This window comes from Allorhizobium sp. NPDC080224, assembly GCF_050281005.1.
In the GTDB taxonomy this organism is placed as follows: domain Bacteria; phylum Pseudomonadota; class Alphaproteobacteria; order Rhizobiales; family Rhizobiaceae; genus Allorhizobium.
Genome location: NZ_JBNNWJ010000001.1, coordinates 1512687 through 1536425 on the forward strand (window position 1 = coordinate 1512687; position 23739 = coordinate 1536425).

Below are 23739 nucleotides of genomic sequence, written 5' to 3' on the forward strand. Positions count from 1 at the left end.
ATGAAACAGCCCTTCGCAGCGTTTGATCTGCGAAGGGCTGCCCTGTCCTAAAATGGGACTTTTCTTCCGCGACTATTTCTGGCTTCAGCCCTCGGAATCGAGGGGGAAACGTGTCCAGCCCTGATGCATCAGGTGTTCCTGCGGCTGGAAACGTGTCTTGTAGCCCATCTTCTTCGAGCCCTGCACCCAGTAGCCGAGATAGACATGCGGCAGGCCGAGCGCCTTGGCCCGACGAATGTGGTCGAGCACCATCATCGTGCCGAGTGACCGTTTTTCCATTTCCGGATTGTAAAACGAATAGACCATCGAGAGCCCGTCGCTCATCAGGTCGGACAGCGCAACTGCGATCAGTTCGCCGCGCGGCTGAGCGGAAATTCCGTCGCCGGGGACGCGCAGGCGGTATTCGATGACCCGCGTCTGCACATGGCTATCCTCGACCATGATCGCATAGTCGAGCGCCGACATGTCGGACATGCCGCCGTTCTGATGCCGATGATCGAGATAGTGGCGGAAGAGAGAAAACTGCTCGGTTGAAGGCTGGGCTGGAAAGACGGTGGAGACAAGATCTGCATTGGTGGCCTCGACGCGCCTGAAACCGCGGCTCAGTTCGAACTCATTGACCAGGACACGGACAGACACGCAGGCGCGGCAGGATTCACAGGCCGGTCGATAGGCGATGTTTTGAGACCGACGGAAGCCGCCTTGTGTCAAGAGATCGTTCATCTCGGTCGCCCGCTGCCCGACCAGGTGGGTGAACACCTTCCGCTCCATCTCTCCCGAAAGATACGGGCACGGTGCAGGCGCCGTCAGGTAGAATTGCGGAGAGGGGCTGGTCTGCGTGTTCATATGCGGATGAAGAGAATCCTTTGGCGTGACCTGTCACAGGTAGGATGGCGCAAGAATGAAAAAGGTCAACACTCCGGCGAGACGCCGGAGTGCATTGTCTCGGATGACGCGCCGAGCGTGATCAGTAGGTTCGTACCGCAGCCGTGCCGAGCAGCAGGTCGTGTACCAGGCGCGAACGCTCGATGAACAGGCCGGCGAGAAGCACGAGCGGCGTCAGCACGGAGTTGAGGATCCAGAACAGCGCGAGGTGGGCGATCGCCGTGACGAAGTCGATCTTGCGACCATCGAGGCGGACCATGGCAATGCCCATCATCCGCATGCCCGGCGTGGCCTGGGACGGGCCCGCAAGCGACATGCCGAAATAGAGACCGGCGACGACGAAGAACAGGATCGGATAGAGAAGCCAGCCGAGACCGAGCGTCAGGATACCAAGGAAGAACACCACCACGGCCGCCGGAATCCAGAGAAGGCCTATGAAGAGATAGTCGACGAGAAAGGCAAAGACGCGCCGCGAGAGCACGCCGCTATAGGCGCGCCAGTCTTCGGGGGCGGCATAGGACGAATTGCTGTCGAGGCTCATATCTGGCTCCTTTAAGGTTGTGTCTCAGATATGGGGAGCCCGATCACGAATACAATAATCCGTGAGGGTCATCCGCGCCGGGTGAACCTCAGCCCTGTTTCGCCAGCAGGCGTGCAACCTCGGGCGCGAAATAGGTGAGGATCCCGTCGCAGCCGGCGCGCTTGAAGCAGAGCAAGGTTTCGAGCATGGCGCGCTCGCCGTCGATCCAGCCATTTGCCGCCGCAGCCTTGATCTGGCTGTATTCGCCGGAGACCTGATAGGCGAAGACCGGAAGGCCGAAGCTCTCCTTCAGGCGCCAGCAGATGTCGAGATAGGGAAGGCCAGGCTTGACCATCAGCATGTCGGCGCCTTCCTCGACGTCGAGCGCTGCATCGCGCACGGCCTCGGTGCCGTTGGCCGGATCAATGTAATAGGTCTTCTTGTCACCCTTCAGGAGGCCGCTGGTCGAGATCGCCTCGCGGTAAGGGCCGTAGTAGCAGGAGGCGAACTTGGTGGCGTAGGACATGATGCCGACGCTCTGATGACCGGCAGCATCCAGCCCCCGGCGGATCGCGCCGATACGTCCGTCCATCATGTCGGAGGGCGCGATGATGTCGGACCCGGCATCGGCCTGGGCGATAGCGGCGCGCACCAGCTGGTCGACCGTCTCATCATTGACGATCTCGCCATCCCGCAGAATGCCGTCATGGCCGTGGCTGGTGAAGGGATCGAGTGCCACATCGGTAATCACGCCGATATTGGGAACCGCCTTCTTGATTGCAGCGGTCACCTGATTGAGGAGATTGTTGCTCTTCAACACCTCCGAGCCTGTCTGGTCGCGCAGCTCCATTTCCACATTCGGGAAAGTCGCGAGTGCCGGAATGCCGAGGTCGGCCGCTTCCCTGGCTGCCTCGACCGCCTTGTCGGCGCTCATCCTGAAAACGCCGGGCATCGCCGCGATCGGCTCCATGATGCCGGAGCCCGGCACGACGAAGATCGGCCAGATCAGATCATCGACGGTCAACCGGTTTTCCAGAACCATGCGGCGCTGCCAGTCGGACTTGCGCAGACGGCGCATGCGCCGGTGGCCGGTGACGTCGTCTACCTGATGTGTCTTGTCCGTCATGTTCGCGATCCTTGGTCTGTCTTCGGCTGCTGATTAGCACGCCGATGGATGCTTGCAAAACGGAAGCCTGACGGCGGGTGATCTACGTCTTATCGACAATGGCTCGGCGGGGGCGATGACATCAGCAGGGGAGGGCGCCGCAGCCGCGCTGGCGGAGGGGGTGTCCCCAGCTTATCTTCCTTCCCATGGAAGCTGATTCGTCGCAGACACCCATTCGCAGTCTCACTGAGACCATTTTCGTGCTCTTCCTGCGCGTGGTGGCGCTGTCCTGCCTGTGGTTCGGCCTGCAGTACTGGGCTCTCCTCGTCGGCTACAGCCAGAGCGGGCTTGGCCGCTTCGACCTCTTGTCCACACCCTGGCGTGTGGCGGCCACGGGGCTTGCGGTCGTGTTTCCGGTCGCCGCCCTCGGGCTTTGGGTCGCGGGCTCCTGGGGCCCGGTCATGTGGCTGCTCGCGGCAGGCGGCCAGATGCTGATGTTCACCGTCTGGCCGGAGATCTTCGGCCGTAACACGCTGGCCGTCACCATGCATTCCGCGGTCTTCGTCGTCTTCGTTCTTTTCCGCCTGGCGTTGTGGCTCGAAGGGAGACACAAGCAGGAGCGTATAACGGTTGATTTACCCTGATCACAGGCTGGGCTTTAGTAAGCCTCTGTTAAGCCTGCGTTTTAAATAGAATTTTATGCGCATTGGATACGGTCCTCACCAAGGCGGGAGAAAAAACCAACACCGCCAAACAAAACAGTGAGGCAGACCGATATGAACACCAAGCTCAAGCCGCAGCCGGCCACTCTCGACCCGCAGGAAGAAGCGATCCGTTCGCTCTACCTCGAATCCCTCCACCTCGTCGAGCGTCTTCACCGCCGCCTTCTCGACGTCATCAAGGACGAGTTCGACCGCAAGGGTCGCTCCGACATCAACGCCGTCCAGGCACTCCTGCTCTTCAACATCGGCAATTCGGAACTGACCGCCGGTGAACTGCGCTCGCGCGGTTATTACCTGGGCTCGAACGTCTCCTACAACGTCAAGAAGCTTGTCGATCTCGGCTTCATCAACCACCAGCGCTCACGCGTCGACCGTCGCTCGGTCCGCATCAGCCTGACCGATGCCGGCCAGGAAATCGCCGAGACCGTCGCCAAGCTTTACGAGCGCCACATCGGCTCGATCCAGAAAGTCGGCGGCATCGGCACCGACGAGTTCACCCAGATGAACAAGCTTCTGCAGCGCCTCGACCGCTTCTGGAACGACTCGATCATGTACCGCCTCTAATCCACGAGAGGCTGAGACACCCACGCATTTCCTCCAGTCATGCGGTGGCATTGAGAAGGCGCTAGGTCGCGGGTTCAGCCTGCACCGTAGCGCCTTGTCTCGTTTTGGGTTCGTCCGACGTTTCTTGACCGCAGTTCCGTGATGAGAAACGCTGTCGGTGCTACCGTGTAGCCGCGCTCGGCAAGAAACCGTTTCACCCGTTTTGTGTACTTCGGTTTGAGAACCGTGTTGTATCGACCAGCGACCTCTGTGACCTCACGGCCCACAAGCAAAATGTTGGCTCTCGGCTCGTTGAGCGAGTTGCGGAGGGAATAGATGGTATGAGGCCCGTCATAAAACATTCCGACGCAATTGCCCATCAAACCGCCTTCGCGCTGATAGTCGAATTTGGTCAGTAGCTCGACGATGCGCCACCCATCCTCAAAGCTGAACACCACCACACTGTCATCGACCTCTTCCATCAAAGCCCCCGCAAATCACCGCTCACATCTAAGTGAATCAGCGAACCCGGGCGCGAGCAAGCAGTCTGAACCATGTCTCGACGACGATCTTTGGGCGGGACTACTTGAGCCCGATAGCCCCGGATACGGTCTACACACTCCCGTGACACAACCCCTTGGTGACACGAATTGGCCATATTGATATGGGACCGCCGAGACTAGGAACGGAGGTGCGTCGATAGCCTCCGATCGACCCCGAAATGGATGTCCCTGCCTCTCTGGCTGCGCTTTGTTAACCATGGCGCGGTATGCGTTTGGGACAGGTTCAGGATGAAACGGTAGGAAATATGTCCAAGACGTCTGGAATTGTTGCTCTCTCGCGCCGCTCCCTGCTGCGTGGTGCCGCCGCTGCCGGTGCTGCGGCATTCACCGGACAGGCCCTGGCTCAGGACACGGTCAATGACTTGATCAATGCACCGCGTCGCGGCAACTGGGATGACCAGTTTGACGCCCAGGCATCGCGTTCTGTTGCCGCCGTCACGTCGAACACGCCGATGCTGAGCGCGAGCAACCTCGTCAACATGCAGCAGGCGATCGGCCAGCACCAGATGATCGTCTCGAATGGCGGTTGGCCTACGATTAACGCACCGTCGGCCTTGCGCATCGGCGCCACGGACCCCTCTGTGCAGAGCCTGCGCCAGCGCCTGATGATCTCGGGCGACCTGCCGCGCGAAGCCGGCATGTCCAACTCCTACGATTCCTACGTAGAGGGCGCGGTCAAGCGCTTTCAGGCTCGTCACGGTCTGCCGGAGGACGGTGTCCTCGGCGAGTTCACCGTCAAGGCGCTGAATGTCGGTGCTGATGTCCGCCTGAACCAGCTCAATACCAATCTCGTTCGCCTGCAGTCGATGTCCGGCGATCTCGGCCGCCGTTACGTGACGGTCAACGTTCCCGGTGCCTCCGTCGAAGCCGTCGAGAACGATCGCGTCGCGTTGCGCAACACCGCCGTCGTCGGCCGTATCGACCGCCCGACCCACATGATCAACTCGAAGATCTATCAGGTCATTCTGAACCCTTACTGGACGGCGCCTCGCTCGATCATCGAGAAGGACATCGTGCCGTTGATGCGCAAGGATCCGACCTATCTGACGCGCAACGCCATCCGCCTGTTCGATAACAGCGGCCGGGAAGTTGCGCCGGAAACGGTCGATTGGAATGCGGCCAAGGCGCCGAACCTGATGTTCCGTCAGGATCCCGGCAAGATCAACGCTATGGCATCGACCAAGATCGACTTCCACAATCCGCACAACGAATACATGCATGACACGCCCCAGCAGGGCCTGTTCAACAAGCTCATGCGGTTTGAATCCTCGGGCTGCATCCGCGTGCAGAACGTGCGTGACCTCGTCACATGGCTGCTGCGCGACACGCCCGGCTGGTCACGCCAGGAGATCGAGCGCGTCATCACGACCCGCCAGAACAACCCGATCAAACTGGCCGAAGAAGTGCCTGTTTACATCGTCTACATCAGCGCCTGGTCGACCCGTGACAACATCGTCCAGTTCCGCGACGACATCTATCAGAAGGACGGCGACGCGCAGCTCGCGCTGCAGGCCAATATCGGCGTCGAGCAGTTTGCAGGTTCCGTGGAAGAAGATTTCGTTCCGCTGCAATAAGGGGCTCTGCCGCACTTGACCGATCCCAAGCCGCGCCTCGTGCGCGGCTTTTCTTTTTTCGGGGCTGCGGCCATTCGCCCCCGCGCGTCAATTGATCTGCAAATGTCGCTCTCCGTATTGCTCTCGTGACTGCGGAAGTTTAAGACCCCACAGCATCAAACGCTTTTGAGGAGCCAGCGATCATGTCGAACAACGATGCCTTCTTTTCTCGTTCTCTCGCCGATACCGACCCGGAGATTTTCGGTGCGATCGAGAAGGAACTCGGTCGTCAACGTCACGAGATCGAGCTGATCGCCTCTGAGAACATCGTCTCCCGCGCCGTGCTCGAAGCCCAGGGCTCGATCATGACCAACAAATACGCCGAGGGCTATCCGGGCAAGCGCTACTACGGCGGCTGCCAGTTCGTTGACATTGCCGAAGAACTGGCGATCGAACGCGCCAAGAAGCTCTTCGGCGTCAACTTCGCCAACGTTCAGCCGAACTCCGGTAGCCAGATGAACCAGGCCGTCTTCCTGGCGCTGCTGCAGCCCGGCGACACCTTCATGGGCCTCGACCTGAACTCGGGCGGTCACCTGACCCATGGTTCGCCGGTCAACATGTCCGGCAAGTGGTTCAACGTCGTCTCCTACGGTGTGCGTGAAGACGACCACCAGCTCGACATGGAAGATGTGGCCAAGAAGGCCGAGCAGCACAAGCCGAAGCTGATCATCGCCGGTGGCACCGCATACTCCCGCACCTGGGACTGGAAGCGCTTCCGCGAAATCGCTGACTCGGTCGGCGCCTATCTCATGGTCGACATGGCGCACATCGCCGGTCTCGTCGCCGGTGGCCAGCATCCGTCGCCATTCCCGCATTGCCATGTTGCCACCTCCACGACCCACAAGTCGCTCCGTGGTCCGCGCGGCGGCATGATCCTGACGAACGACGAGGATCTGGCAAAGAAGTTCAACTCGGCCGTCTTCCCGGGGCTCCAGGGCGGTCCGCTGATGCATGTCATCGCCGCCAAGGCCGTTGCCTTCGGTGAAGCTTTGCAGCCCGAGTTCAAGGACTATGCAGCTCAGGTCGTGAAGAACGCCAAGGTTCTCGCCGACACGCTGATCAAGCACAACCTCGACATCGTCTCGGGCGGCACAGATAACCACCTGATGCTGGTCGATCTTCGCAAGAAGAACGCCACCGGCAAGCGTGCGGAAGCGGGCCTTGGCCGCGCCTACATCACCTGCAACAAGAACGGCATCCCCTTCGACCCGGAAAAGCCCTTCGTCACCTCGGGTATCCGCCTCGGCACGCCGGCTGGCACCACACGCGGTTTCAAGGAAGCCGAGTTCACCGAAATCGGCAACCTGATCGTCGAAGTGCTCGACGGCCTGAAGGTCGCCAATTCGGATGAAGGCAATGCCGCCGTCGAAGGTGCGGTTCGCGAGAAGGTCGTGGCTCTCACCGACCGTTTCCCGATGTACCCCTACATGTAAGGCATTAGGCTGATGCGCTGCCCCTTCTGCGGATCGGATGAAACCCAGGTCAAGGACTCGCGACCGGCGGAGGATAACACCTCCATCCGCCGGCGGCGCATCTGTCCGGATTGCGGGGGGCGCTTCACCACCTTCGAACGGGTCCAACTGCGCGAGCTGATGGTCTTGAAGAAGACCGGCCGCAAGGCACCCTTCGCCCGCGACAAGCTGGTGCGGTCTTTCCAGATCGCACTGCGCAAGCGCCCTGTTGATGCGGACCGCATTGAGCGCGCCGTTTCCGGCATCGTGCGCCGCCTTGAAAGCTCCGGCGAGACCGAGATCTCCTCGGAAGAAATCGGTCTGCAGGTGCTCGAAGCCCTGAAGACCCTCGATGACGTGGCCTTCGTGCGCTACGCCTCGGTCTATCGCGACTTCAGCCATGCCGAGGATTTCGAAAACGTCATCTCCGAGATCAACGCCAAGATCTCCCGAGACAGCACGGCGGACTGACAACGTGTCCATCACCGCCCGCGACGAACGGCATATGCGGGAGGCAATTGAGCTCTCCCTGACGCATGTCGGTCGCACCGGCCCCAACCCCTCCGTCGGATGCGTGATCGTCAAGGATGGCGAGGTCGTCGGTCGCGGCGTGACCGCACTCGGTGGACGCCCTCATGCAGAACCACAGGCACTTGCGGAAGCCGGCGAGAAGGCGAGGGGGGCGACAGCCTATGTCACGCTCGAACCCTGCTCGCATCATGGCAAGACGCCGCCTTGTGCCAATGCCATCGTCGCCGCCGGTATTGCCCGAGTCGTGGTGGCGGTGGCGGATCCCGATCCGCGTGTGTCGGGGCGGGGGCTGAAGATCCTGGCCGATGCCGATATCGAGGTGACCATCGGCATCCTGCAGAAAGAGGCGCGTCGGGCCATGGCGGGTTATCTCACCCGGCAGACGAAGGGACGTCCGCAAGTGATTCTGAAACTTGCCATTTCGTCCGATGGGATGCTGGGGCGCGCTGGCGTAGGCCAGGTGGCAATCACGGGTGCCGAAGCGCGCGAAGCCGTGCATCGCCTGCGGGCCCAGAGTGATGCGATCCTGGTCGGCATCGGCACCGCGCTCGCCGATGATCCTGAACTGACGGTCCGCTTGCCGGGTCTCGAAAGCGCTTCACCGCTGAGGATCGTTCTCGATCGCAAGGCGGAGCTGCCGGTGACATCCAAGCTGGCGAGAACGGCGCAGGATGTGCCTGTTCTCGTGGCCGTCGAGCCTTCAGCCACAGGCAATCGTGTTGCTCTTGCGGAGATGGCCGTCGAAATTATGGAGGTTCCGGGCGTCGAGGAATTGCTCGGCGCGCTCGCGCAGCGGGGTGTGTCGTCACTGATGGTGGAAGGTGGCGCGCGTGTCGCGACCGACATGCTGGCGCGAGGAATAGTCGACCGGATCGAACTCTACGATTCTCCGGTGACGATCGGGGAAGGTGGTATTCCCTCACCGATTTCAGCCGGCCGCCTGCCTGCCGGTTTCGTCAAGATCGACGAGAGACAGATCGGAAGCGACCGGCTGCAGATTTTTGAGAGACTGCCTGCGTCTGCCTGGGTTTAACGGAAGAACAGCAGGAAAAGAATGATAAGGGGGATCGGTACGCCGATCAGCCAGAGAAGAATGCCGCGACCCATGGGGTGCCTCCATCTTTCGTGTTGTGAGGCAACCTCCTCAGGGCGCCTTTCATGACTGGAAACACGTGGGCACCATCAAAGGTTCCATCATACCCGAAAAGCCCCGTGTCCGAAGACACGGGGGGAGACAGATTGGGTATGGAGGGAGACGAACGCTGATCAGCGGACGTAGAAGGTGACGCCTCCGTCTGCCGCCTGCTCGGCGCCAACGATATTGGTCAGCTCGACCTTCTGACCTTCAAGCTTCTGGGCAAGAGAGCGGTTGGCGATGACGGCGGCTTGAACGTGCCGGGCTTCCTGTGAGGTCGGAGACACGCTTGCGAAGCGTTCACGTGCCGTATCATGGGTCTTCAGCGAGTCGAGGCGGATGACGTTGAAGTCCTTGGGCGACATGGTCTGGATGGTGGTTTCGATGCTGCTGTCGGGCATGCCGGCTGCAGAAGGCATGGCGGCAAAGCTCTCGGCGCCGAAAGCAATGGCCGACAATGCTGAGGCACTCAGAACGGTTGCAAAGCGATTCATGGCCCTGTTCCTTTCGAGGATGTTCGCGATGGCGGGGGATTCCGTCGCTCGCTTGCAGGACTGAAGGTGGTGTCGGTTTGTGGCGAAATCCTGGCTCTAAGCCCCTGAATTCCATTAAACATTTGTCACGCGGGCTGCCCGATTTCCGCCTGCATTAGCGAGAGTGGAACAATCGATCCCGGGCGAAGATTGGCCTGACGCAATAAGCCTTGCCAGGAGCGCAGGTCCGGCCCTCAGCAAAAACACTTGCCTTCCGGGAAACGGCGTGGTTTGACCGCGTTTCTGTTCGGCCAGGGGCCGCTATCACATTCAAGATCGGATCAGACCCATGGGAAACAAGACGGCATCGCCGCATTTGCTGATCGTCGAGGCACGCTTCTATGACGATATGTCGGACGCTCTCCTGGATGGCGCCAAGCACGCGCTGAACGAGGCCGGCGCGACCTTCGATGTCATCACCGTGCCGGGTGCGCTCGAAATCCCGCCGGCGATCGCCATGGCGCTGGATGCCATGGACGACGAGGGGACGCAGTATGATGGCTTTGTCGCGCTTGGCATGGTCATCCGTGGCGAGACCTATCATTTCGACATCGTTGCCAACGAATCCTCGCGGGCGCTGATGGATCTCGCTGTTTCGGAATCGCTGCCGATCGGCAACGGCATCATGACCGTCGAGAACGACGAGCAGGCCTGGGCGCGCGTCAAGCGCAGCGAGAAGGACAAGGGCGGCTTTGCGGCGCGCGCAGCGCTGTCCATGATCGAACTGAAAAAGAAGCTGGGTGGCTGAGTGATGACGGGCGAAGGCAAGCATCCGGTAAAGCCGGCAAACCAGCGCGGCGCCGCCCGCCTCGCGGCCGTTCAGGCGCTCTACCAGATGGACATCGCCGGTTCCGGCGTGCTTGAGGTCGTGGCGGAATACGAGGCGCACCGTCTCGGCCAGGAGGTCGACGGCGAGACGTATCTGAAAGCGGACGCTTCTTGGTTTCGCTCGATCGTTGCGGGCGTCGTTCGCGACCAGACGAAGATCGACCCGTTGATCCGTGGCGCCTTGCAGGACGACTGGTCTTTGTCGCGCATGGATAGCACCGTGCGCGCCATTCTGCGTTCCGGCACTTTCGAATTGATCGAGCGCAAGGATGTACCCATTGCGGTCATCGTAACGGAATATGTCGAGATCGCGCAGGCCTTCTTCACCGAAGACGAGCCGAAGCTGGTCAACGCCGTTCTCGACCGGATTGCAAAGCAGGTTCGCGCTCCAGCGCAAAAGTAGGAACAGACGGATGAGCATCGCGACTGAGGCAGGGCTGGACGGACAACTTTCGACAGCCAAGCGTAACGTCGGGCTGCTCGCCGTAGCGCAGGCAATCCTCGGTTCCGCACCGCCGCTCGCCTTTGCCGTCGGTGGTCTCGCCGGTTTCCAGATGCTCGGCGCCGATAAGTCGCTGTCGACCGCGCCGCTGACGGGTTTTAACATCGGCGTGGCCGTCGGTGCGATCGTGGTGGCCGCGGCCTCCCGCGTTCTTGGCCGCCGCGAAAGCTTCATGGTAGGCGCCTTGATGGGGGCGCTCGGTAGTGCGCTGGCCGCCTTTGCGCTCATCCAGTCGAACTTCTGGCTCTTCGCCTTCTCTCTGCTGCTCATGGGCATATCCGGGGGCTTCACCCAGAAGATCCGCTTCGCCGCCGCCGACGCATCGCCGAGCTTCTACAAGGGCAAGGCGATTTCGTGGATCCTTGCTGCGGGGATCATCTCTGCCATTGCCGGACCGCAGATCGCCATCTGGTTCAAGGATGCGCTCGCGCCTGTGACCTTCGCCGGCGCCTTCCTCGGCATGGTGCCTCTGCTGCTCTGCGCGATAGGTGTCCTCTTCTTCCTGAAGCTGCCGAGCCTTGCCGACAAGAAGGCGGAAGCTTCAGGCCCCGTGCGCCCGCTGCGCGAAATCGTCATGACCCAACGCTTCATGACTGGCATGATCTGCGGCATCAGTTCCTATGCCCTGATGACCTTCATGATGACCGGTGCGCCGCTCGCGATGGTCATCGGCTGCGGATTTTCGTCGGACCTGGCGACGCTCGGCATACAATGGCACGTCATCGCCATGTTCGCGCCAAGCTTCTTCACCGGCATGTTGATCACCCGCTTTGGCGCCGAGAAGGTCGTTGCCGGCGGTCTGCTGATCCTCATGGCCTGCGCCGTTATCGCCCATATGGGCATTGCGCTCTGGAACTTCTGGGGCGCGCTCGTTCTGCTGGGCATCGGCTGGAACTTCGGCTTTATCGGTGCCACCGCGATCGTCGCCTCGAGCTATCGTCCGGCCGAGGCCGACAAGGTGCAGGGTTTCCACGACATCATTCTGTTCTCGACCGTAGCACTTTCGTCCTTCTCCTCGGGCAAGGTCTTCACCGCCTTCGGTTGGTCGGTGATGAATCTGGTGATCTGGCCGATCACGATCACCTGCCTCCTGCTGGTCGTTCTCCAGCTTCGCGCGGCGGCCCGCAAAGCCGCCTGAGTTCCCACCCCACTGTAAAATATGCGTACTTGACGTCGCTAAAAGCGCGACGCAATCTCGCCACGCGTTGACGAGGTCTCAGAGGAGGGGGCCTGAGTCTGCGAGTCACGGCCCGCGATGAGTGAGGCGCGGGCAATACGGGAGGGTATTGCGAATGACGGTTCTTCTAGGCGTAATTTTATGCGGGTTGCTGTCTGTGGTCTATGCGGTCTGGGCGACGCGCTCGGTTCTGGCCGCTGATCAGGGCAATGCCCGGATGCAGGAAATTGCAGGCTATATTCGCGAGGGTGCTCAGGCTTACCTCACTCGGCAATACCTGACCATCGCGATCGTCGGCGCCGTCGTATTCGTCGCTACCTGGCTTCTTCTGTCCGGCACGGCTGCCATCGGCTTTCTGATCGGCGCCGTCTTGTCCGGCGCTGCCGGCTTCATCGGCATGCATGTCTCGGTCCGCGCCAATGTGCGCACCGCTCAGGCCGCCTCGCATAGTCTGGCGGCCGGTCTCGACATCGCGTTCAAGTCTGGCGCCATCACCGGCATGCTGGTCGCGGGCCTCGCTTTGCTGGGCGTTTCCATCTACTTCTATATCCTGACCGCAATCCTCGGTCATGAAAGCGGCTCACGTGCCGTTATCGATGCGCTCGTCGCGCTCGGCTTCGGCGCCTCGCTGATTTCGATCTTCGCCCGTCTGGGCGGCGGTATCTTCACCAAGGGCGCCGACGTCGGTGGGGACCTCGTCGGCAAGGTGGAAGCCGGCATTCCCGAAGACGATCCACGCAACCCGGCCACCATCGCTGACAATGTCGGTGATAATGTCGGCGACTGCGCCGGCATGGCCGCCGACCTGTTCGAGACCTATGCGGTCTCGGTGGTTGCCACCATGGTTCTGGCTGCGATCTTCTTTGCCGGTTCGGCCGTGCTCGATATTGCGATGATCTATCCGCTCGCCATCTGCGGCGCCTGCATCATCACCTCGATCATCGGCACCTTCTTCGTCAAGCTCGGCACCAGCGGCTCGATCATGGGTGCGCTCTACAAGGGCTTGATCGTCACCGGCCTCCTGTCGGTGGCTGGCCTCGCGATCGCAACCTCTCTGACCATCGGCTGGGGTTCAATCGGCACCGTCGCCGGGACCGACATCACCGGGATGAACCTGTTCATTTGCGGCATTCTCGGCCTCGTGGTGACCGCGCTGATTGTCGTGATCACCGAATACTACACGGGCACCAACAAGCGTCCGGTGAACTCGATCGCTCAGGCCTCGGTCACCGGTCACGGCACCAACGTCATCCAGGGTCTGGCGGTCTCGCTGGAATCCACTGCGCTTCCTGCCATCGTCATCGTTGGCGGTATCATTGCGACCTTCCAGCTCGCCGGCCTCTTCGGGACCGCGATCGCCGTGACCACCATGCTTGGCCTTGCCGGCATGATTGTTGCCCTCGACGCCTTCGGCCCGGTGACCGACAATGCCGGCGGCATCGCCGAAATGTCGCACCTGCCGCCTGAGGTGCGCAAGTCGACCGACGCGCTCGATGCCGTCGGCAACACCACCAAGGCCGTCACGAAGGGCTATGCCATCGGCTCTGCTGGCCTCGGCGCTCTCGTCCTTTTCGCTGCCTATTCCAACGACCTGGCTTACTTTGCCGCGAACAGCGCCCAGTATCCTTATTTCGCGGACATGGGGTCGATCTCTTTTGATCTCTCCAACCCCTATGTCGTTGCCGGCCTCATCTTCGGCGGTCTGATCCCCTACCTCTTCGGTGGCATCGCCATGACCGCGGTCGGTCGTGCGGCCGGCTCGATCGTCGAGGAAGTCCGCCAGCAGTTCCGCGACAAGCCGGGGATCATGCAGGGGACCGAAAAGCCGGACTATGGCCGGGCGGTCGACATCCTGACCCGCGCCGCGATCAAGGAAATGATCATCCCGTCGCTGTTGCCGGTTCTGGCGCCGCTCGTCGTCTATTTCGGCGTGCTCCTGATCTCCGGCTCCAAGGCTTCCGCCTTTGCCGCCCTCGGCGCCTCGCTGCTCGGCGTCATCGTCAACGGCCTCTTCGTCGCGATCTCCATGACCTCGGGCGGTGGCGCCTGGGACAATGCGAAGAAGAGCTTCGAAGACGGCTTCATCGACAAGGATGGCGTCAAGCACCTGAAGGGTTCTGACGCGCACAAGGCTTCCGTCACCGGTGATACGGTCGGTGATCCCTACAAGGATACTGCAGGCCCTGCCGTCAATCCGGCAATCAAGATCACCAACATCGTCGCACTTCTGCTGCTCGCTGTTCTCGCGGGCTGAGGCGACGAGGCCAAACAAAAAGACCGCGGAAGGAAACTTCCGCGGTCTTTTTTCATGTCTCGACGGTTGAGGGGGAGAGCCCCTTGGCGGATGGCCTTAGTTGCCACCCAGAATGTTGCGGACGCTGTTGGCTGCGCCACCACCACCGGCCAGCAGCTGCTGCAGGAAGGTGAGATCGCGACCGCCGGTCGGCGTCGTGCGGGAGATCGTATCGAACACCTTGCCGTCCTGCAGGGTGTAGTTCGCGCGCTGCGCGACGACGCCGTCCTTGTCGAAGTAGATCGCGAGGATCTGCTGGTCGACAAGTTGCTGCTTCATGAAGGCGACCGGGCGGGTACGCTTCTGGGAGATGTAGTAGAAGACCTCGCCGTCGAAGGTTGCCGTGGTCGACGGCGTGCCGAGCGAAAGAAGGACCTGTTCGCGGCTGGAGCCGACCGGCACCAGATCAAGTGCTGCCTGGTCAACGACATAACCGTTGTGGAAGACCTCTGAGGTCTGGCAGGCGGAGAGGCCGATGGTGACGGCAAGAGCAAGTGCGGTCGTGCTCAGGAGCTTCCTGTCCGACTTGAAAATCCTGATATCCACTCAAACGTCTCCCATGACTGTCGATGGCGCCTTTCGGTGCCGGATCGCTTCTGCGCATAGCATTGTGGCCTTTCCGGGGAAAGCCGCCGCAAAGCCTGCGCTGCCAATTTGCCGGTCAATCTGCCGCGAGATGCGGCATCCGTGCCGGATATCGGCATTGCAATTCACGCCTGCTTCGGTAAACCAGCTTTCGCAATCATGCAACACGACCACGTCCGGGCTCACCACTTCGGTCGGCTCTTTTTGGTGGAATTGGATGGTATTCGGCTTCTTTCGGCAGAAAAGAAACAATCAAGTGATCGTCGAGCGCCAGTATGGGGCGCTGACGGCGGCTGCGCGCACGCCGGCATTTTATCTCGACATGAATGTTCCGGACACCGTGATCGGCCGGTTCGAGATGTTGACAATCATGTTGATTCTCTATTTCCGCCGCACGGCGAAATCTCCGCGCAGCGGCCAGGAGATCGCTCAGAACATCATCGATGCCTTCTTCGAGGATGTCGATCACTCCATCCGCGAATTGGGTGTCGGCGATCCCGGCGTGCCGAAGCGCATGAAGAAGCTCGCCGGCATGTATTATGGTCGACTGGAGTCCTACGCGGCGGCACTGGATAAAAACGACCGCGAAGCGCTTGCGACCGCGCTGAAGCGCAACATTCATCCCGAAGAAGGCGAGGCGGCTCCCTCCATGCAGGCGCTGGCCGACTGGATGTTTGCAGCCGAGCAGGCGTTGGCGGCGCTGGATGAAAACGAAATCGAGACGGGCATGGCCCGCCTGGCCGTCCCGGGAACCTGAGCAGCGGCAAGCGCTTGGAGCGCGGAGGTTGGACCGGACGGTAGAACAAGGATTGACGACATGACAGGCAGCAATGCAAGGGACCCTCGCGAGTTCACCTATCTGGTGAAAGTCGCCCATATCTCCGCCAACCCGGTACAGGTCCATGTGGAAGCCGACGAGCGTGAGCGCGCGGGCCTTGCGGACCTCTGGAACGTGGAGGCGGTCAATCGCCTGTCCGCCGACCTGCAGATCGCCCGCTGGAAAAAGGACGGTGTACGCATCAAGGGGAATGTCACGGGCGAACTCGTGCAGGCCTGCGTCGTCACCCTGGAACCGGTGGTCTCCACGATCGATCAGGAGATCGACCAGATCTTCGTGCCCGAAGGCTCGAAACTCGCGCGCATCGTGCTCGATGGAGCCGGCGAAATGGTGCTCGATCCCGAAGGTCCCGACCTTCCCGAGCAATTTACCGGTGACACGATCGACGCCGGCGCGCTGGTCGCCGAATTTGCCGCTCTCGACATCGATCCCTATCCAAAGAAAGAAGGCGTTGCCTTCTCCGGACACATCGAAAGCGAGGTTGAAGAGGACAAGAAGCCGTCGCCCTTTGCGGTCCTGAAAGACTGGAAAAAGGATTGATCATCCCCCATCTGCACCTGCGGGTGGGTTGTGTGCCGAATGAAAAGCGCTATTTTGGCCGAAAATATCGCTGACCAGCGATGAAGAAGGGTCAGGTCTAAGTGATCAGAATTTCTGTCGACGTCATGGGTGGAGACTTCGGTCCCGAGGTCGTCATCCCCGGAGCCGCCAAGGCACTTGAGCGTCATCCCGATGTAACCTTCCTTCTCTTCGGCCAGCAGGAACGCTGCCTGCCGATACTCGCGCAGTTTCCAAAGCTGAAGGAAAGGTCGACCTTCCACCACTGCGACATCTCCGTAACCATGGATGAGAAGCCGAGCCAGGCGCTTCGCCGCGGCCGCTACGTCTCCAGCATGTGGCGCTCGATCGAGGCGGTGAAGTCCGGCCAGGCCGATGTGGTCGTCTCGGCCGGCAATACCGGCGCGCTTATGGCCATGGCGAAATTCTGCCTGCGCACCATGGCGACCATCGAGCGCCCGGCGATCGCCGCCATCTGGCCGACGTTGTCGGGCGAAAGCATCGTGCTCGATGTCGGTGCCGGCATCGGTGCCGATGCGCAGCAATTGCTCGACTTCGCCGTCATGGGTGGTGCCATGGCGCGCGCGCTCTTCGAAATTGAGAAGCCCATGGTCGGTCTTCTCAATGTCGGCGTGGAAGAGATCAAGGGGCAGGAAGAGGTCAAGGAAGCCGGGCGTCTCATTCGTGAGGCCGGCCTCGACACGATCGACTATTACGGTTTCGTCGAGGGCGATGATCTCGGCAAGGGCACGGTCGACGTCGTCGTCACCGAAGGCTTCACCGGCAATATCGCGTTGAAGACCGCCGAAGGCACGGCGAGGCAGATCGCTGAATATCTGCGCTCGGCCATGTCGCGCACCTGGATGGCCAAGCTCGGCTACATCCTGGCGAAGGGGGCTTTCGATCGTCTTCGCGAAAAGATGGACCCGCGCAAGGTCAATGGCGGTGTCTTCCTCGGCTTGAACGGCATCGTCATCAAAAGCCATGGCGGCACGGATGCCGAAGGCTTTGCCGCGGCTCTCGATGTGGGCTATGACATGGCCCGGAACGGTCTCACCCAGAAGATCGAAAACGACTTGAAAAAATATCACGCGCGGCACCCGTCTCCGGCCGGCCCCGAAGCGGCGTGAAAGGTAGGAAACTCCAATGATCCGTTCTGTAGTTCGCGGTTTCGGAGCAGCGCTCCCGAAACGGGTTATGACCAATGCTGATCTCGAAAGCCAGGTCGAAACTTCCGACGAGTGGATTGTTCAGCGTACCGGCATCAAGCAGCGCTATATCGCAGGTGAAGGCGAGACGACGGCATCGCTGGGTGCCGCCGCCGCCCAGGAAGCGCTTGATCGCGCAGGTATGACGGCTGCCGATATCGACCTGATCATCTGTGCGACCTCGACGCCCGACAACACCTTCCCGGCGACGGCCGTCAACATCCAGAACCGTCTCGGCATGCATCACGGCTTCGCCTTCGATGTCCAGGCCGTCTGTTCGGGCTTCGTCTATGCCATGGCAACCGCTGATCTCTATATCCGCGGCGGCATGGCCAAGTGCGTGCTGGTCATCGGCGCCGAGACCTTCTCGCGCATCCTCGACTGGACCGACCGCACGACCTGCGTTCTCTTCGGCGATGGTGCCGGCGCACTGGTGCTCGAGGCGGCCGAAGGCGAGGGAGCGGTTACGGATCGCGGCATTCTGACGTCGAATCTCCGTTCCGACGGCGTCCACCGCGAAAAGCTCTATGTGGACGGCGGCCCATCGACCACAGGCACTGTCGGCCACCTGCGCATGGAAGGCCGCGAAGTCTTCAAGCATGCCGTCGGCATGATCACCGACGTCATCGAGGGGGCCTTCACGGCGACCGGTACGACCGCTGACGACATCGACTGGCTGGTCCCGCATCAGGCTAACAAGCGCATCATCGACGGGTCGGCGAAGAAGCTCGGCATTCCTGATGAGAAGGTCGTGATCACCGTCGACAAGCATGGAAATACGTCTGCTGCATCCATTCCGCTGGCCCTTGCGACTGCGGCCGGCGACGGTCGGATCAAAGAGGGCGATCTGGTCATGCTGGAAGCCATGGGCGGCGGCTTCACCTGGGGTGCCGTGCTCCTGCGCTGGTAACCGCTGAAACCCCAAAAATTGCGCATCGACAAGCACTTGACCGTTGCGGCCAAGGGCAATAGTCTCTGCACAATTCAACAAGATCATTGATTTGGGCGGGCGAGAACAATGGCCGGAAAGACAGTGACGCGTGCGGATCTGGCAGAATCAGTCTTTCGCAAGGTCGGTCTTTCCAGAACCGAATCTGCCGAATTGGTGGAGACGGTCATCGACGAGATTTGCAATGCCATCGTGCGCGGTGAATCTGTGAAGCTCTCCTCTTTTGCAACCTTCCAGGTGCGCAGCAAGAACGAACGCATCGGCCGCAATCCGAAGACCGGCGAGGAAGTGCCGATCTCGCCGCGTCGTGTCATGACCTTCAAGGCGTCGAATGTGCTGAAGCAGCGCATCCTGCGGGCCCATATCGCCCGCAAGGCCAAGCAGAAGCCGGCCAATCCTGCGGCTTGAGAAAGACCAAAATCGGTGGAGCATCTCGCCGCCGATCATCGAGCGCTTGAAAACCAGCCCTCACCCCGTTGAAATGTGATCCGAGTCGCGCGTCCGCGCGATCTTCGAGGAGCGCTGTGATGCAGTTGGACAAGAGCCCGGATGCTTTCCGCACGATCAGTGAAGTGGCTGACGATCTCGACCTGCCGCAGCACGTCCTGCGCTTCTGGGAAACCCGCTTTCCTCAGATCAAGCCCCTGAAGCGTGGCGGCGGACGGCGTTACTACCGTCCTGATGATGTCGAACTGCTGAAGGGTATCCGCCATCTGCTCTACGATCAGGGGTATACGATCAAGGGCGTGCAGAAGCTTCTGAAGACCAATGGCAACAAGTTCGTCATGGCGGTCGCGACCGGCGATGTCGCCACCATGGAAGCGCTTGTTGCTGCCAATGCCTCTAAGAGCGACGAGCCGAAGGTCAATCTCGACGAGGACCAGGTCGTCGGCCGACCCAAGGTGCGCACCAGTGGTCGCTTCTTCGGCTTCGGTGGCGGTGCCAATGATGACGCACTGGAAATTTCGGTCGGCAAGGGCTCCATCGGCAAGGAAGACCGTGCGCTTCTGCAAGAGGCACTCTTCGACCTGCTCGAATGCAAGCGGCTGCTCGATCAGGTGCGCTGAATGACGCTTCGTTCCATTGGACGGAACACCGTCAGGCCTTGAGACGTTGAAGGACCGACACGCAACCCGCGCGAGGCTCCATGAAACGGCTCTTCATCACACTCCCAGTTCTCTCCATGCTCGCTGTCCCGGTACTGGCACAGCAGGCGGCTCCGTCGTCTGACGCCGCCGAACCCAGACCGACCACCGTGCAGGATGCCTGCATCTTCGTGGCGAAAAACATGCTCATGGTCAAAGATCTGAAGGTCGGCGTGGTCCAGGCCTTTCCGGAGCTCGATCCGCCGGGCGCAAGGCTTACCTATTCCACCCGCATGGACAGCGAACCCCAGGACATTTCCGACGAGATCGAATGCCAGTTCGAACCGGGGGCCGAGCCGTTGCAGGTGACCCGCTTCTGCATGGACCGCACTTGCTACGCCGCCAACAGCGAAGAGCCCGAGGAGCGCCGCCGCTTCGAAGAGGTGAGGGCGCTGATGCAGCGGCTGGATTGATCATCCTCGCATTTTTTCATCCGCCCTGGAGTTTCCCCTTGCGCAGAAATGGCTGACTGTCTAAAGGGAACTTGCTGTCGAGCGGGTCACGCGTGACCCAAAATGCACGGCTTGCAGATGACGGAATGTAGCGCAGCCCGGTAGCGCACTTGACTGGGGGTCAAGGGGTCGTGGGTTCGAATCCCGCCATTCCGACCATTAATAACAAGAACTTAGCCACTCCCTTGCGGGGTGGCTATTTTCTTTTTAGCCACATTGTAGCCAGTCCTGCCGTCCTGCCGGCGGGTATTCCATGGGTTACGCATGGCGATTGGCCGGCAGGACGATTCGGCTTGCGCCGAATTTCTGCCGCGCTCAAAGCCAAAGCCGAGCGCGGCGCGACGGGCGGATCCGGTTGGTGGCCGGCAAGGTGGTGGCCGTGGCCGTCGCTGTTTTGGAGCCCAAGGCGGGAATCGAACCCGCATATGATCCTGTTACGGCTTCCGATTTAGAAGATCGGGCCGGTACTTGGGCGAAACTCTTATCCCCTGAATGCCGCCCGCAACTCGCGCGCTTGGCTGCCGGCGACATCGATCATGTCGGCGAGCGCTTCGAAAAGCTCATCCTCGGTATCGACCAGTTCGGCCATGAACTGCTCCATTGAAATCACTAGGCCGGTAAGGCGCCTTACATGCTCCTCGGATGCCAGGAAGCGCTTTGAGTTGAGCACCGTTCTCAGCGCGATTTCTTCCTCTTCCTGCGTCAATTCTATCAGTGATGCCTGCATGTCCGTTGCCCCTCTCGGCCCGTGTTGATGAAGAGGAACATGGCGCCGAAAATCGGAGCCGTCAACATAAAAAACACGCCTAAGTCATTGTTTTTTAACAAATTTGTAGAACGGAAGTGGCCTGTTCTACGCATTTGTCAAAACTCTAAAATGAAGTCAAAGACTTGGCAAAGGCGGGGGTCAGATCCCCGCCATCTCCAAGCTATCCCGCTCGGCGTCGCCAAGGACGCGCCGAAGCCCTGCGTCGTCTGGTTCATGGCTTTCGCGATCGCCTGACAGCCAACTTGACTTAACGACACGCGGCTTCTTCTCATCAGTCGTGTGCACATTCGGTGGAAGCTGAAACTCAAGCGCTGTCCCGGTCATCGCTTGGTACATGAGGCATGCACGCGTTCCGATCAGCTGCATCAGTTCTTCCGTCATGCCGATGCTTCTCCGCGATTCGCGCGCCAGCATCGGGAACATGAGCCAACCTACATTCGGACGCTCTACGGGTCGGAGAAGCGCGAGCCCGCGGGCGGTCATTCCGCAATCAAAGTGGACGTCGAAGTACGCGACATAGCCCGTCTCTGCCGAGTTGGTTTGATACTTCTTCAACTGGATGGTCACTTTCATCTCCTTAGTTTCGGTGAGCCGTGGCCCACTCTGATTTGACGACGCGCGGCCGTGCCGGCGGCTGATGTTCGACGCGGAGCTCACTTTCGCGCCGGTCGTGGTTAATGGTCAGGGATTTGTGGGCCGCGATGGCATACACGGCGCAGTCCAAGGTCTCGTGCCGCTTGCCGGTGACAGGAACGAACTCGTAGACCTTGGCGCCGCGGCGATAGCGAACGAGCATGCGCTCGCCCGTAAGCTGCTCAAAATAGTCGGCCTCCAGGCTGTCAGAAAAACGGATCTCGCCTTTCGCCAGGCGGCCAAACAATGCGGCCTTGATACCGTCGACACCGACGATCCATAGACTGCCGCGCCGCTTCTCCGAACGGCTGGCAGCGATCCAGGGGATGTTGCCTTGCCGGCCTTTGATGGCCATGACCTTGCGGCGAATGCGCGGGCCGGTGAAGCCAAGGACTTTGTCCATGGTCACGCCATCGCCTGCATCGATGCAGACAGCGTCAAGGCCGATCGTGCCGCCTAGCGGGTGCTGCCAGCGGGACTTCAATAGCTCGTCCAGTTCCGCCCATGTCTCGTCATCATTCCATTGGCCATCGATGATGACGTGCGCAAGGACATGCGGCAGCCCGGCGCGATCCCAGCCCATCAGGGTTGTTTCCAGGCGGTCGTGCTGCACGTCCACGCCTGCCGTCATAGACAGCACTTCGGCCGGCATAGCTTCTAGTCCGAACTGCTCGCGCCGGTTCAGCAGATCCTGCTCGTCGAGCTCGGTGCCGCCGCCATTAGTGCCCTCGGCCAAGATGGTATTGACAAAGGTCTTGATGTCTTCCGGATCTTTGGATGCGGCGACGAATTCAACGGCCAGCTTGCCCCACGATGCGTTTTCCAAGAGCGACACAAGGGCATTAAGCCTGAAGCCGGCATGGCCTTTGACTTCCGGCTTGGTGGCGCGCCAGCGGCCGTTTTCGACCATGGCAAGCTTGTGCTTCTCGTCGGTCTCGGTGCCGCATGCAGGGCAGAACCATGCCGCTTCTTCCGGCTTTTCGTCCCACTTGATATCCTTCCACCTCAGTTCGTGGAACGAACCGCAATGCGGGCATGGGCATTCGAATATGCGCTGGTCGCTTTCCGCATACCGAGCGAGAACGTTCGAGGTGTCGGCATCGGTAGGGGTCGAGCCCACCACAATCTTGCGATCCGGAAAGGAAAGCGTCCGCTTCTCGGCGAGCAACAGCGGGTTGCCTTCCACCGTCACCGGCATCCCGTCGACTTCGTCCATGAGCAGGACGCGGACGTTATGACGACGAAGGTTGCGCGGCGACTTGGCAGCCACGACCTTTAGCGAGCCGCCTGGAAAGCGCCTCGACAGCATAGTGTCTCGGTCGCCTTCCTTGGTGTCGCCGGAAAGCAGCTTCCGGATGGCCGGCGATGCATCGAAAATCGGCTCGATATCGCTCACGACATAGTCGCGACAGTCGGCCTCGGTCGGCAGGACGGCAAGAATGGGAGAAGGGTCGTTTGCGACGAAGCCAGCAATCGCGCCGGTCAAGAGCGTAGTGAAGCCGACGCGGACTGGTTTGACGATCGTTACCCGCTCAATGGACGGGTCGCCGATGGCGTCGGCAATGTCTACCTGAGGGCGGTAGAGCCTGATGCGGCCTGAGACGGCCGCAACGCTTTCAGGAAGGCGGATCTCGGATTCAATCCACTGAGATAGTTTCGTCTTCGGTGGCGGCTTCGCCTTCATGAGGGCGCGCCGCCTGATCTGCATCAGCGTTTGCAAGGGCGGTCAAGGCCTCTCGAATTTCGTGATCTACAAGGGAGATGGCGGCTGCATCGAGCGCACTGCCGGCACGCCTTCGGAGGCGGCCAGGGACGGCCAGCATGGCGCTGCGCACGTCGGCGATGATGCTTTCCCACTCTTGGGCAACGGCCTCGGCCTCGACAAGCTCGCCGCGGAGCTGAGCATTTTTCATCGACTGGCCGTCGGCCTGCTCTTTGGCGAGCCGTGCCTTTTCGGCGTTCAGGTCGAGGTTGGCGTCTCGGCTGCCAGCCTTGCCGGCGATGTGCCGGATATAATTCTGGATTGTGACAGCCGCATCGAAGGTGCCAGGACCGACGCGAACCGCGATCCCTTCCTCGGAAAGTTGGGAAATTCTTCTACTAGAAAGGCCCAAAAGCCCCGCAAGTGCGGCTTGTTTCATCTCCATGAGGAATTACTTTCTAAGGAAGGAAATCGCATAGGAAAATATTCGCAGACTGAT

At 60.7% G+C, this 23739-nt stretch carries 27 protein-coding genes and 2 tRNA genes; 18 read left to right on the forward strand and 11 right to left on the reverse strand.

Annotated elements, in window-relative coordinates; genetic code table 11:
- Window positions 1-84: 84 nt before the first annotated feature.
- The 3 genes from ACQKP1_RS07500 to hemB all read right to left on the reverse strand — a co-directional run bounded on the left by ACQKP1_RS07500 (window position 85) and on the right by hemB (window position 2531).
- Complete coding sequence (locus ACQKP1_RS07500) at window positions 85-846, reverse strand: arginyltransferase (protein ID WP_427274792.1); 762 nt, start codon at window positions 844-846, stop codon at window positions 85-87.
- Window positions 847-967: 121 nt separating this feature from the next.
- Window positions 968-1426, reverse strand: coding sequence for an RDD family protein (locus ACQKP1_RS07505; RefSeq protein ID WP_427274793.1), 459 nt, complete (start codon window positions 1424-1426; stop codon window positions 968-970).
- Window positions 1427-1514: 88 nt separating this feature from the next.
- The gene (gene hemB, locus ACQKP1_RS07510; RefSeq protein WP_203014757.1) at window positions 1515-2531 is read right to left on the reverse strand and encodes a porphobilinogen synthase; all 1017 of its coding nucleotides are present in this window, start codon (window positions 2529-2531) and stop codon (window positions 1515-1517) included.
- A 185-nt stretch (window positions 2532-2716) separates the two neighbouring features.
- On the opposite strand from hemB, the gene ACQKP1_RS07515 reads away from it, so the two are divergent.
- Together ACQKP1_RS07515 and ldtR are read left to right on the forward strand one after the other, a co-directional pair.
- Window positions 2717-3154 (forward strand): DUF6163 family protein, encoded by a 438-nt coding sequence (locus tag ACQKP1_RS07515; protein WP_427274794.1) that lies wholly within the window; start codon window positions 2717-2719, stop codon window positions 3152-3154.
- Between the two features lie 132 nt (window positions 3155-3286).
- A complete protein-coding gene (gene ldtR / locus ACQKP1_RS07520) occupies window positions 3287-3796 on the forward strand; it encodes a transcriptional regulator LdtR (RefSeq protein ID WP_054150565.1) in 510 nt (169 codons plus the stop codon).
- Window positions 3797-3870: 74 nt separating this feature from the next.
- On the opposite strand, the gene ACQKP1_RS07525 is transcribed toward ldtR, so the two are convergent.
- Window positions 3871-4257: a hypothetical protein gene (locus ACQKP1_RS07525; protein ID WP_427274795.1), complete on the reverse strand. Its 387-nt coding sequence runs from the start codon at window positions 4255-4257 to the stop codon at window positions 3871-3873.
- Window positions 4258-4583: 326 nt separating this feature from the next.
- Here ACQKP1_RS07525 and ACQKP1_RS07530 point away from each other — a divergent pair, with 326 nt between their 5' ends.
- From ACQKP1_RS07530 to ribD, 4 genes are all read left to right on the forward strand, one after another.
- Complete coding sequence (locus tag ACQKP1_RS07530) at window positions 4584-5912, forward strand: L,D-transpeptidase family protein (protein ID WP_427274796.1); 1329 nt, start codon at window positions 4584-4586, stop codon at window positions 5910-5912.
- A 182-nt stretch (window positions 5913-6094) separates the two neighbouring features.
- Complete coding sequence (gene glyA / locus ACQKP1_RS07535; protein ID WP_427274797.1) at window positions 6095-7384, forward strand: serine hydroxymethyltransferase; 1290 nt, start codon at window positions 6095-6097, stop codon at window positions 7382-7384.
- Window positions 7385-7396: 12 nt separating this feature from the next.
- Window positions 7397-7873 carry a transcriptional regulator NrdR gene (nrdR, locus tag ACQKP1_RS07540; RefSeq protein WP_427274798.1) on the forward strand — a complete coding sequence of 159 codons (477 nt, stop codon included), beginning with the start codon at window positions 7397-7399 and terminating at the stop codon, window positions 7871-7873.
- A gap of 4 nt (window positions 7874-7877) precedes the next feature.
- Window positions 7878-8966 carry a bifunctional diaminohydroxyphosphoribosylaminopyrimidine deaminase/5-amino-6-(5-phosphoribosylamino)uracil reductase RibD gene (gene ribD / locus ACQKP1_RS07545; protein WP_427274799.1) on the forward strand — a complete coding sequence of 363 codons (1089 nt, stop codon included), beginning with the start codon at window positions 7878-7880 and terminating at the stop codon, window positions 8964-8966.
- Between the two features lie 233 nt (window positions 8967-9199).
- Here the strand turns inward: ribD and ACQKP1_RS07550 are convergent, their stop codons facing one another.
- Window positions 9200-9562 (reverse strand): hypothetical protein, encoded by a 363-nt coding sequence (locus ACQKP1_RS07550; RefSeq protein WP_427274800.1) that lies wholly within the window; start codon window positions 9560-9562, stop codon window positions 9200-9202.
- Window positions 9563-9890: 328 nt separating this feature from the next.
- Between ACQKP1_RS07550 and ribH the strand changes: the two genes are divergently transcribed.
- From ribH to ACQKP1_RS07570, 4 genes are all read left to right on the forward strand, one after another.
- On the forward strand, window positions 9891-10349 hold the full coding sequence (ribH, locus tag ACQKP1_RS07555; RefSeq protein ID WP_427274801.1) for a 6,7-dimethyl-8-ribityllumazine synthase: 459 nt from the start codon (window positions 9891-9893) through the stop codon (window positions 10347-10349).
- Between the two features lie 3 nt (window positions 10350-10352).
- Window positions 10353-10832: a transcription antitermination factor NusB gene (gene nusB / locus ACQKP1_RS07560; RefSeq protein WP_006727513.1), complete on the forward strand. Its 480-nt coding sequence runs from the start codon at window positions 10353-10355 to the stop codon at window positions 10830-10832.
- 10 nt (window positions 10833-10842) lie between these two features.
- Complete coding sequence (locus ACQKP1_RS07565) at window positions 10843-12069, forward strand: MFS transporter (protein ID WP_427274802.1); 1227 nt, start codon at window positions 10843-10845, stop codon at window positions 12067-12069.
- Window positions 12070-12223: 154 nt separating this feature from the next.
- Window positions 12224-14362: a sodium-translocating pyrophosphatase gene (locus tag ACQKP1_RS07570; RefSeq protein WP_040300466.1), complete on the forward strand. Its 2139-nt coding sequence runs from the start codon at window positions 12224-12226 to the stop codon at window positions 14360-14362.
- A gap of 96 nt (window positions 14363-14458) precedes the next feature.
- Here the strand turns inward: ACQKP1_RS07570 and ACQKP1_RS07575 are convergent, their stop codons facing one another.
- Window positions 14459-14947: an outer membrane protein assembly factor BamE gene (locus ACQKP1_RS07575; RefSeq protein ID WP_006727516.1), complete on the reverse strand. Its 489-nt coding sequence runs from the start codon at window positions 14945-14947 to the stop codon at window positions 14459-14461.
- A gap of 256 nt (window positions 14948-15203) precedes the next feature.
- On the opposite strand from ACQKP1_RS07575, the gene ACQKP1_RS07580 reads away from it, so the two are divergent.
- The 8 genes from ACQKP1_RS07580 to ACQKP1_RS07615 all read left to right on the forward strand — a co-directional run bounded on the left by ACQKP1_RS07580 (window position 15204) and on the right by ACQKP1_RS07615 (window position 20295).
- Window positions 15204-15743, forward strand: a complete 540-nt coding sequence (locus tag ACQKP1_RS07580; RefSeq protein ID WP_203019978.1) for a ubiquinol-cytochrome C chaperone family protein — start codon at window positions 15204-15206, stop codon at window positions 15741-15743.
- Window positions 15744-15803: 60 nt separating this feature from the next.
- Window positions 15804-16364, forward strand: a complete 561-nt coding sequence (locus tag ACQKP1_RS07585) for a YceD family protein (protein ID WP_203014794.1) — start codon at window positions 15804-15806, stop codon at window positions 16362-16364.
- A 101-nt stretch (window positions 16365-16465) separates the two neighbouring features.
- Entirely contained in the window at window positions 16466-17512 is a 1047-nt protein-coding gene (plsX, locus tag ACQKP1_RS07590; protein WP_203014796.1) for a phosphate acyltransferase PlsX, read from the forward strand.
- 16 nt (window positions 17513-17528) lie between these two features.
- Window positions 17529-18500, forward strand: coding sequence for a beta-ketoacyl-ACP synthase III (locus ACQKP1_RS07595; RefSeq protein ID WP_427274803.1), 972 nt, complete (start codon window positions 17529-17531; stop codon window positions 18498-18500).
- A 108-nt stretch (window positions 18501-18608) separates the two neighbouring features.
- A complete protein-coding gene (locus ACQKP1_RS07600) occupies window positions 18609-18947 on the forward strand; it encodes an integration host factor subunit alpha (RefSeq protein ID WP_006727522.1) in 339 nt (112 codons plus the stop codon).
- Window positions 18948-19072: 125 nt separating this feature from the next.
- A complete protein-coding gene (locus ACQKP1_RS07605) occupies window positions 19073-19606 on the forward strand; it encodes a MerR family transcriptional regulator (protein ID WP_203019979.1) in 534 nt (177 codons plus the stop codon).
- Between the two features lie 80 nt (window positions 19607-19686).
- Entirely contained in the window at window positions 19687-20097 is a 411-nt protein-coding gene (locus ACQKP1_RS07610; RefSeq protein ID WP_427274804.1) for a hypothetical protein, read from the forward strand.
- Between the two features lie 121 nt (window positions 20098-20218).
- Window positions 20219-20295, forward strand: a tRNA-Pro gene (locus tag ACQKP1_RS07615).
- Between the two features lie 236 nt (window positions 20296-20531).
- Here ACQKP1_RS07615 and ACQKP1_RS07620 read toward each other — a convergent pair.
- The 5 genes from ACQKP1_RS07620 to ACQKP1_RS07640 form a co-directional block, all read right to left on the reverse strand.
- A tRNA-OTHER gene (locus tag ACQKP1_RS07620) sits at window positions 20532-20610 on the reverse strand.
- 7 nt (window positions 20611-20617) lie between these two features.
- Window positions 20618-20863: a hypothetical protein gene (locus ACQKP1_RS07625; protein WP_427274805.1), complete on the reverse strand. Its 246-nt coding sequence runs from the start codon at window positions 20861-20863 to the stop codon at window positions 20618-20620.
- Between the two features lie 180 nt (window positions 20864-21043).
- Complete coding sequence (locus ACQKP1_RS07630; protein ID WP_427274806.1) at window positions 21044-21472, reverse strand: hypothetical protein; 429 nt, start codon at window positions 21470-21472, stop codon at window positions 21044-21046.
- 10 nt (window positions 21473-21482) lie between these two features.
- A complete protein-coding gene (locus ACQKP1_RS07635; protein ID WP_427274807.1) occupies window positions 21483-23222 on the reverse strand; it encodes a phage terminase large subunit family protein in 1740 nt (579 codons plus the stop codon).
- On the reverse strand, window positions 23176-23685 hold the full coding sequence (locus ACQKP1_RS07640; protein WP_427274808.1) for a hypothetical protein: 510 nt from the start codon (window positions 23683-23685) through the stop codon (window positions 23176-23178). The genes ACQKP1_RS07635 and ACQKP1_RS07640 overlap by 47 nt, the downstream gene beginning before the upstream one ends.
- Window positions 23686-23739: the final 54 nt, after the last annotated feature.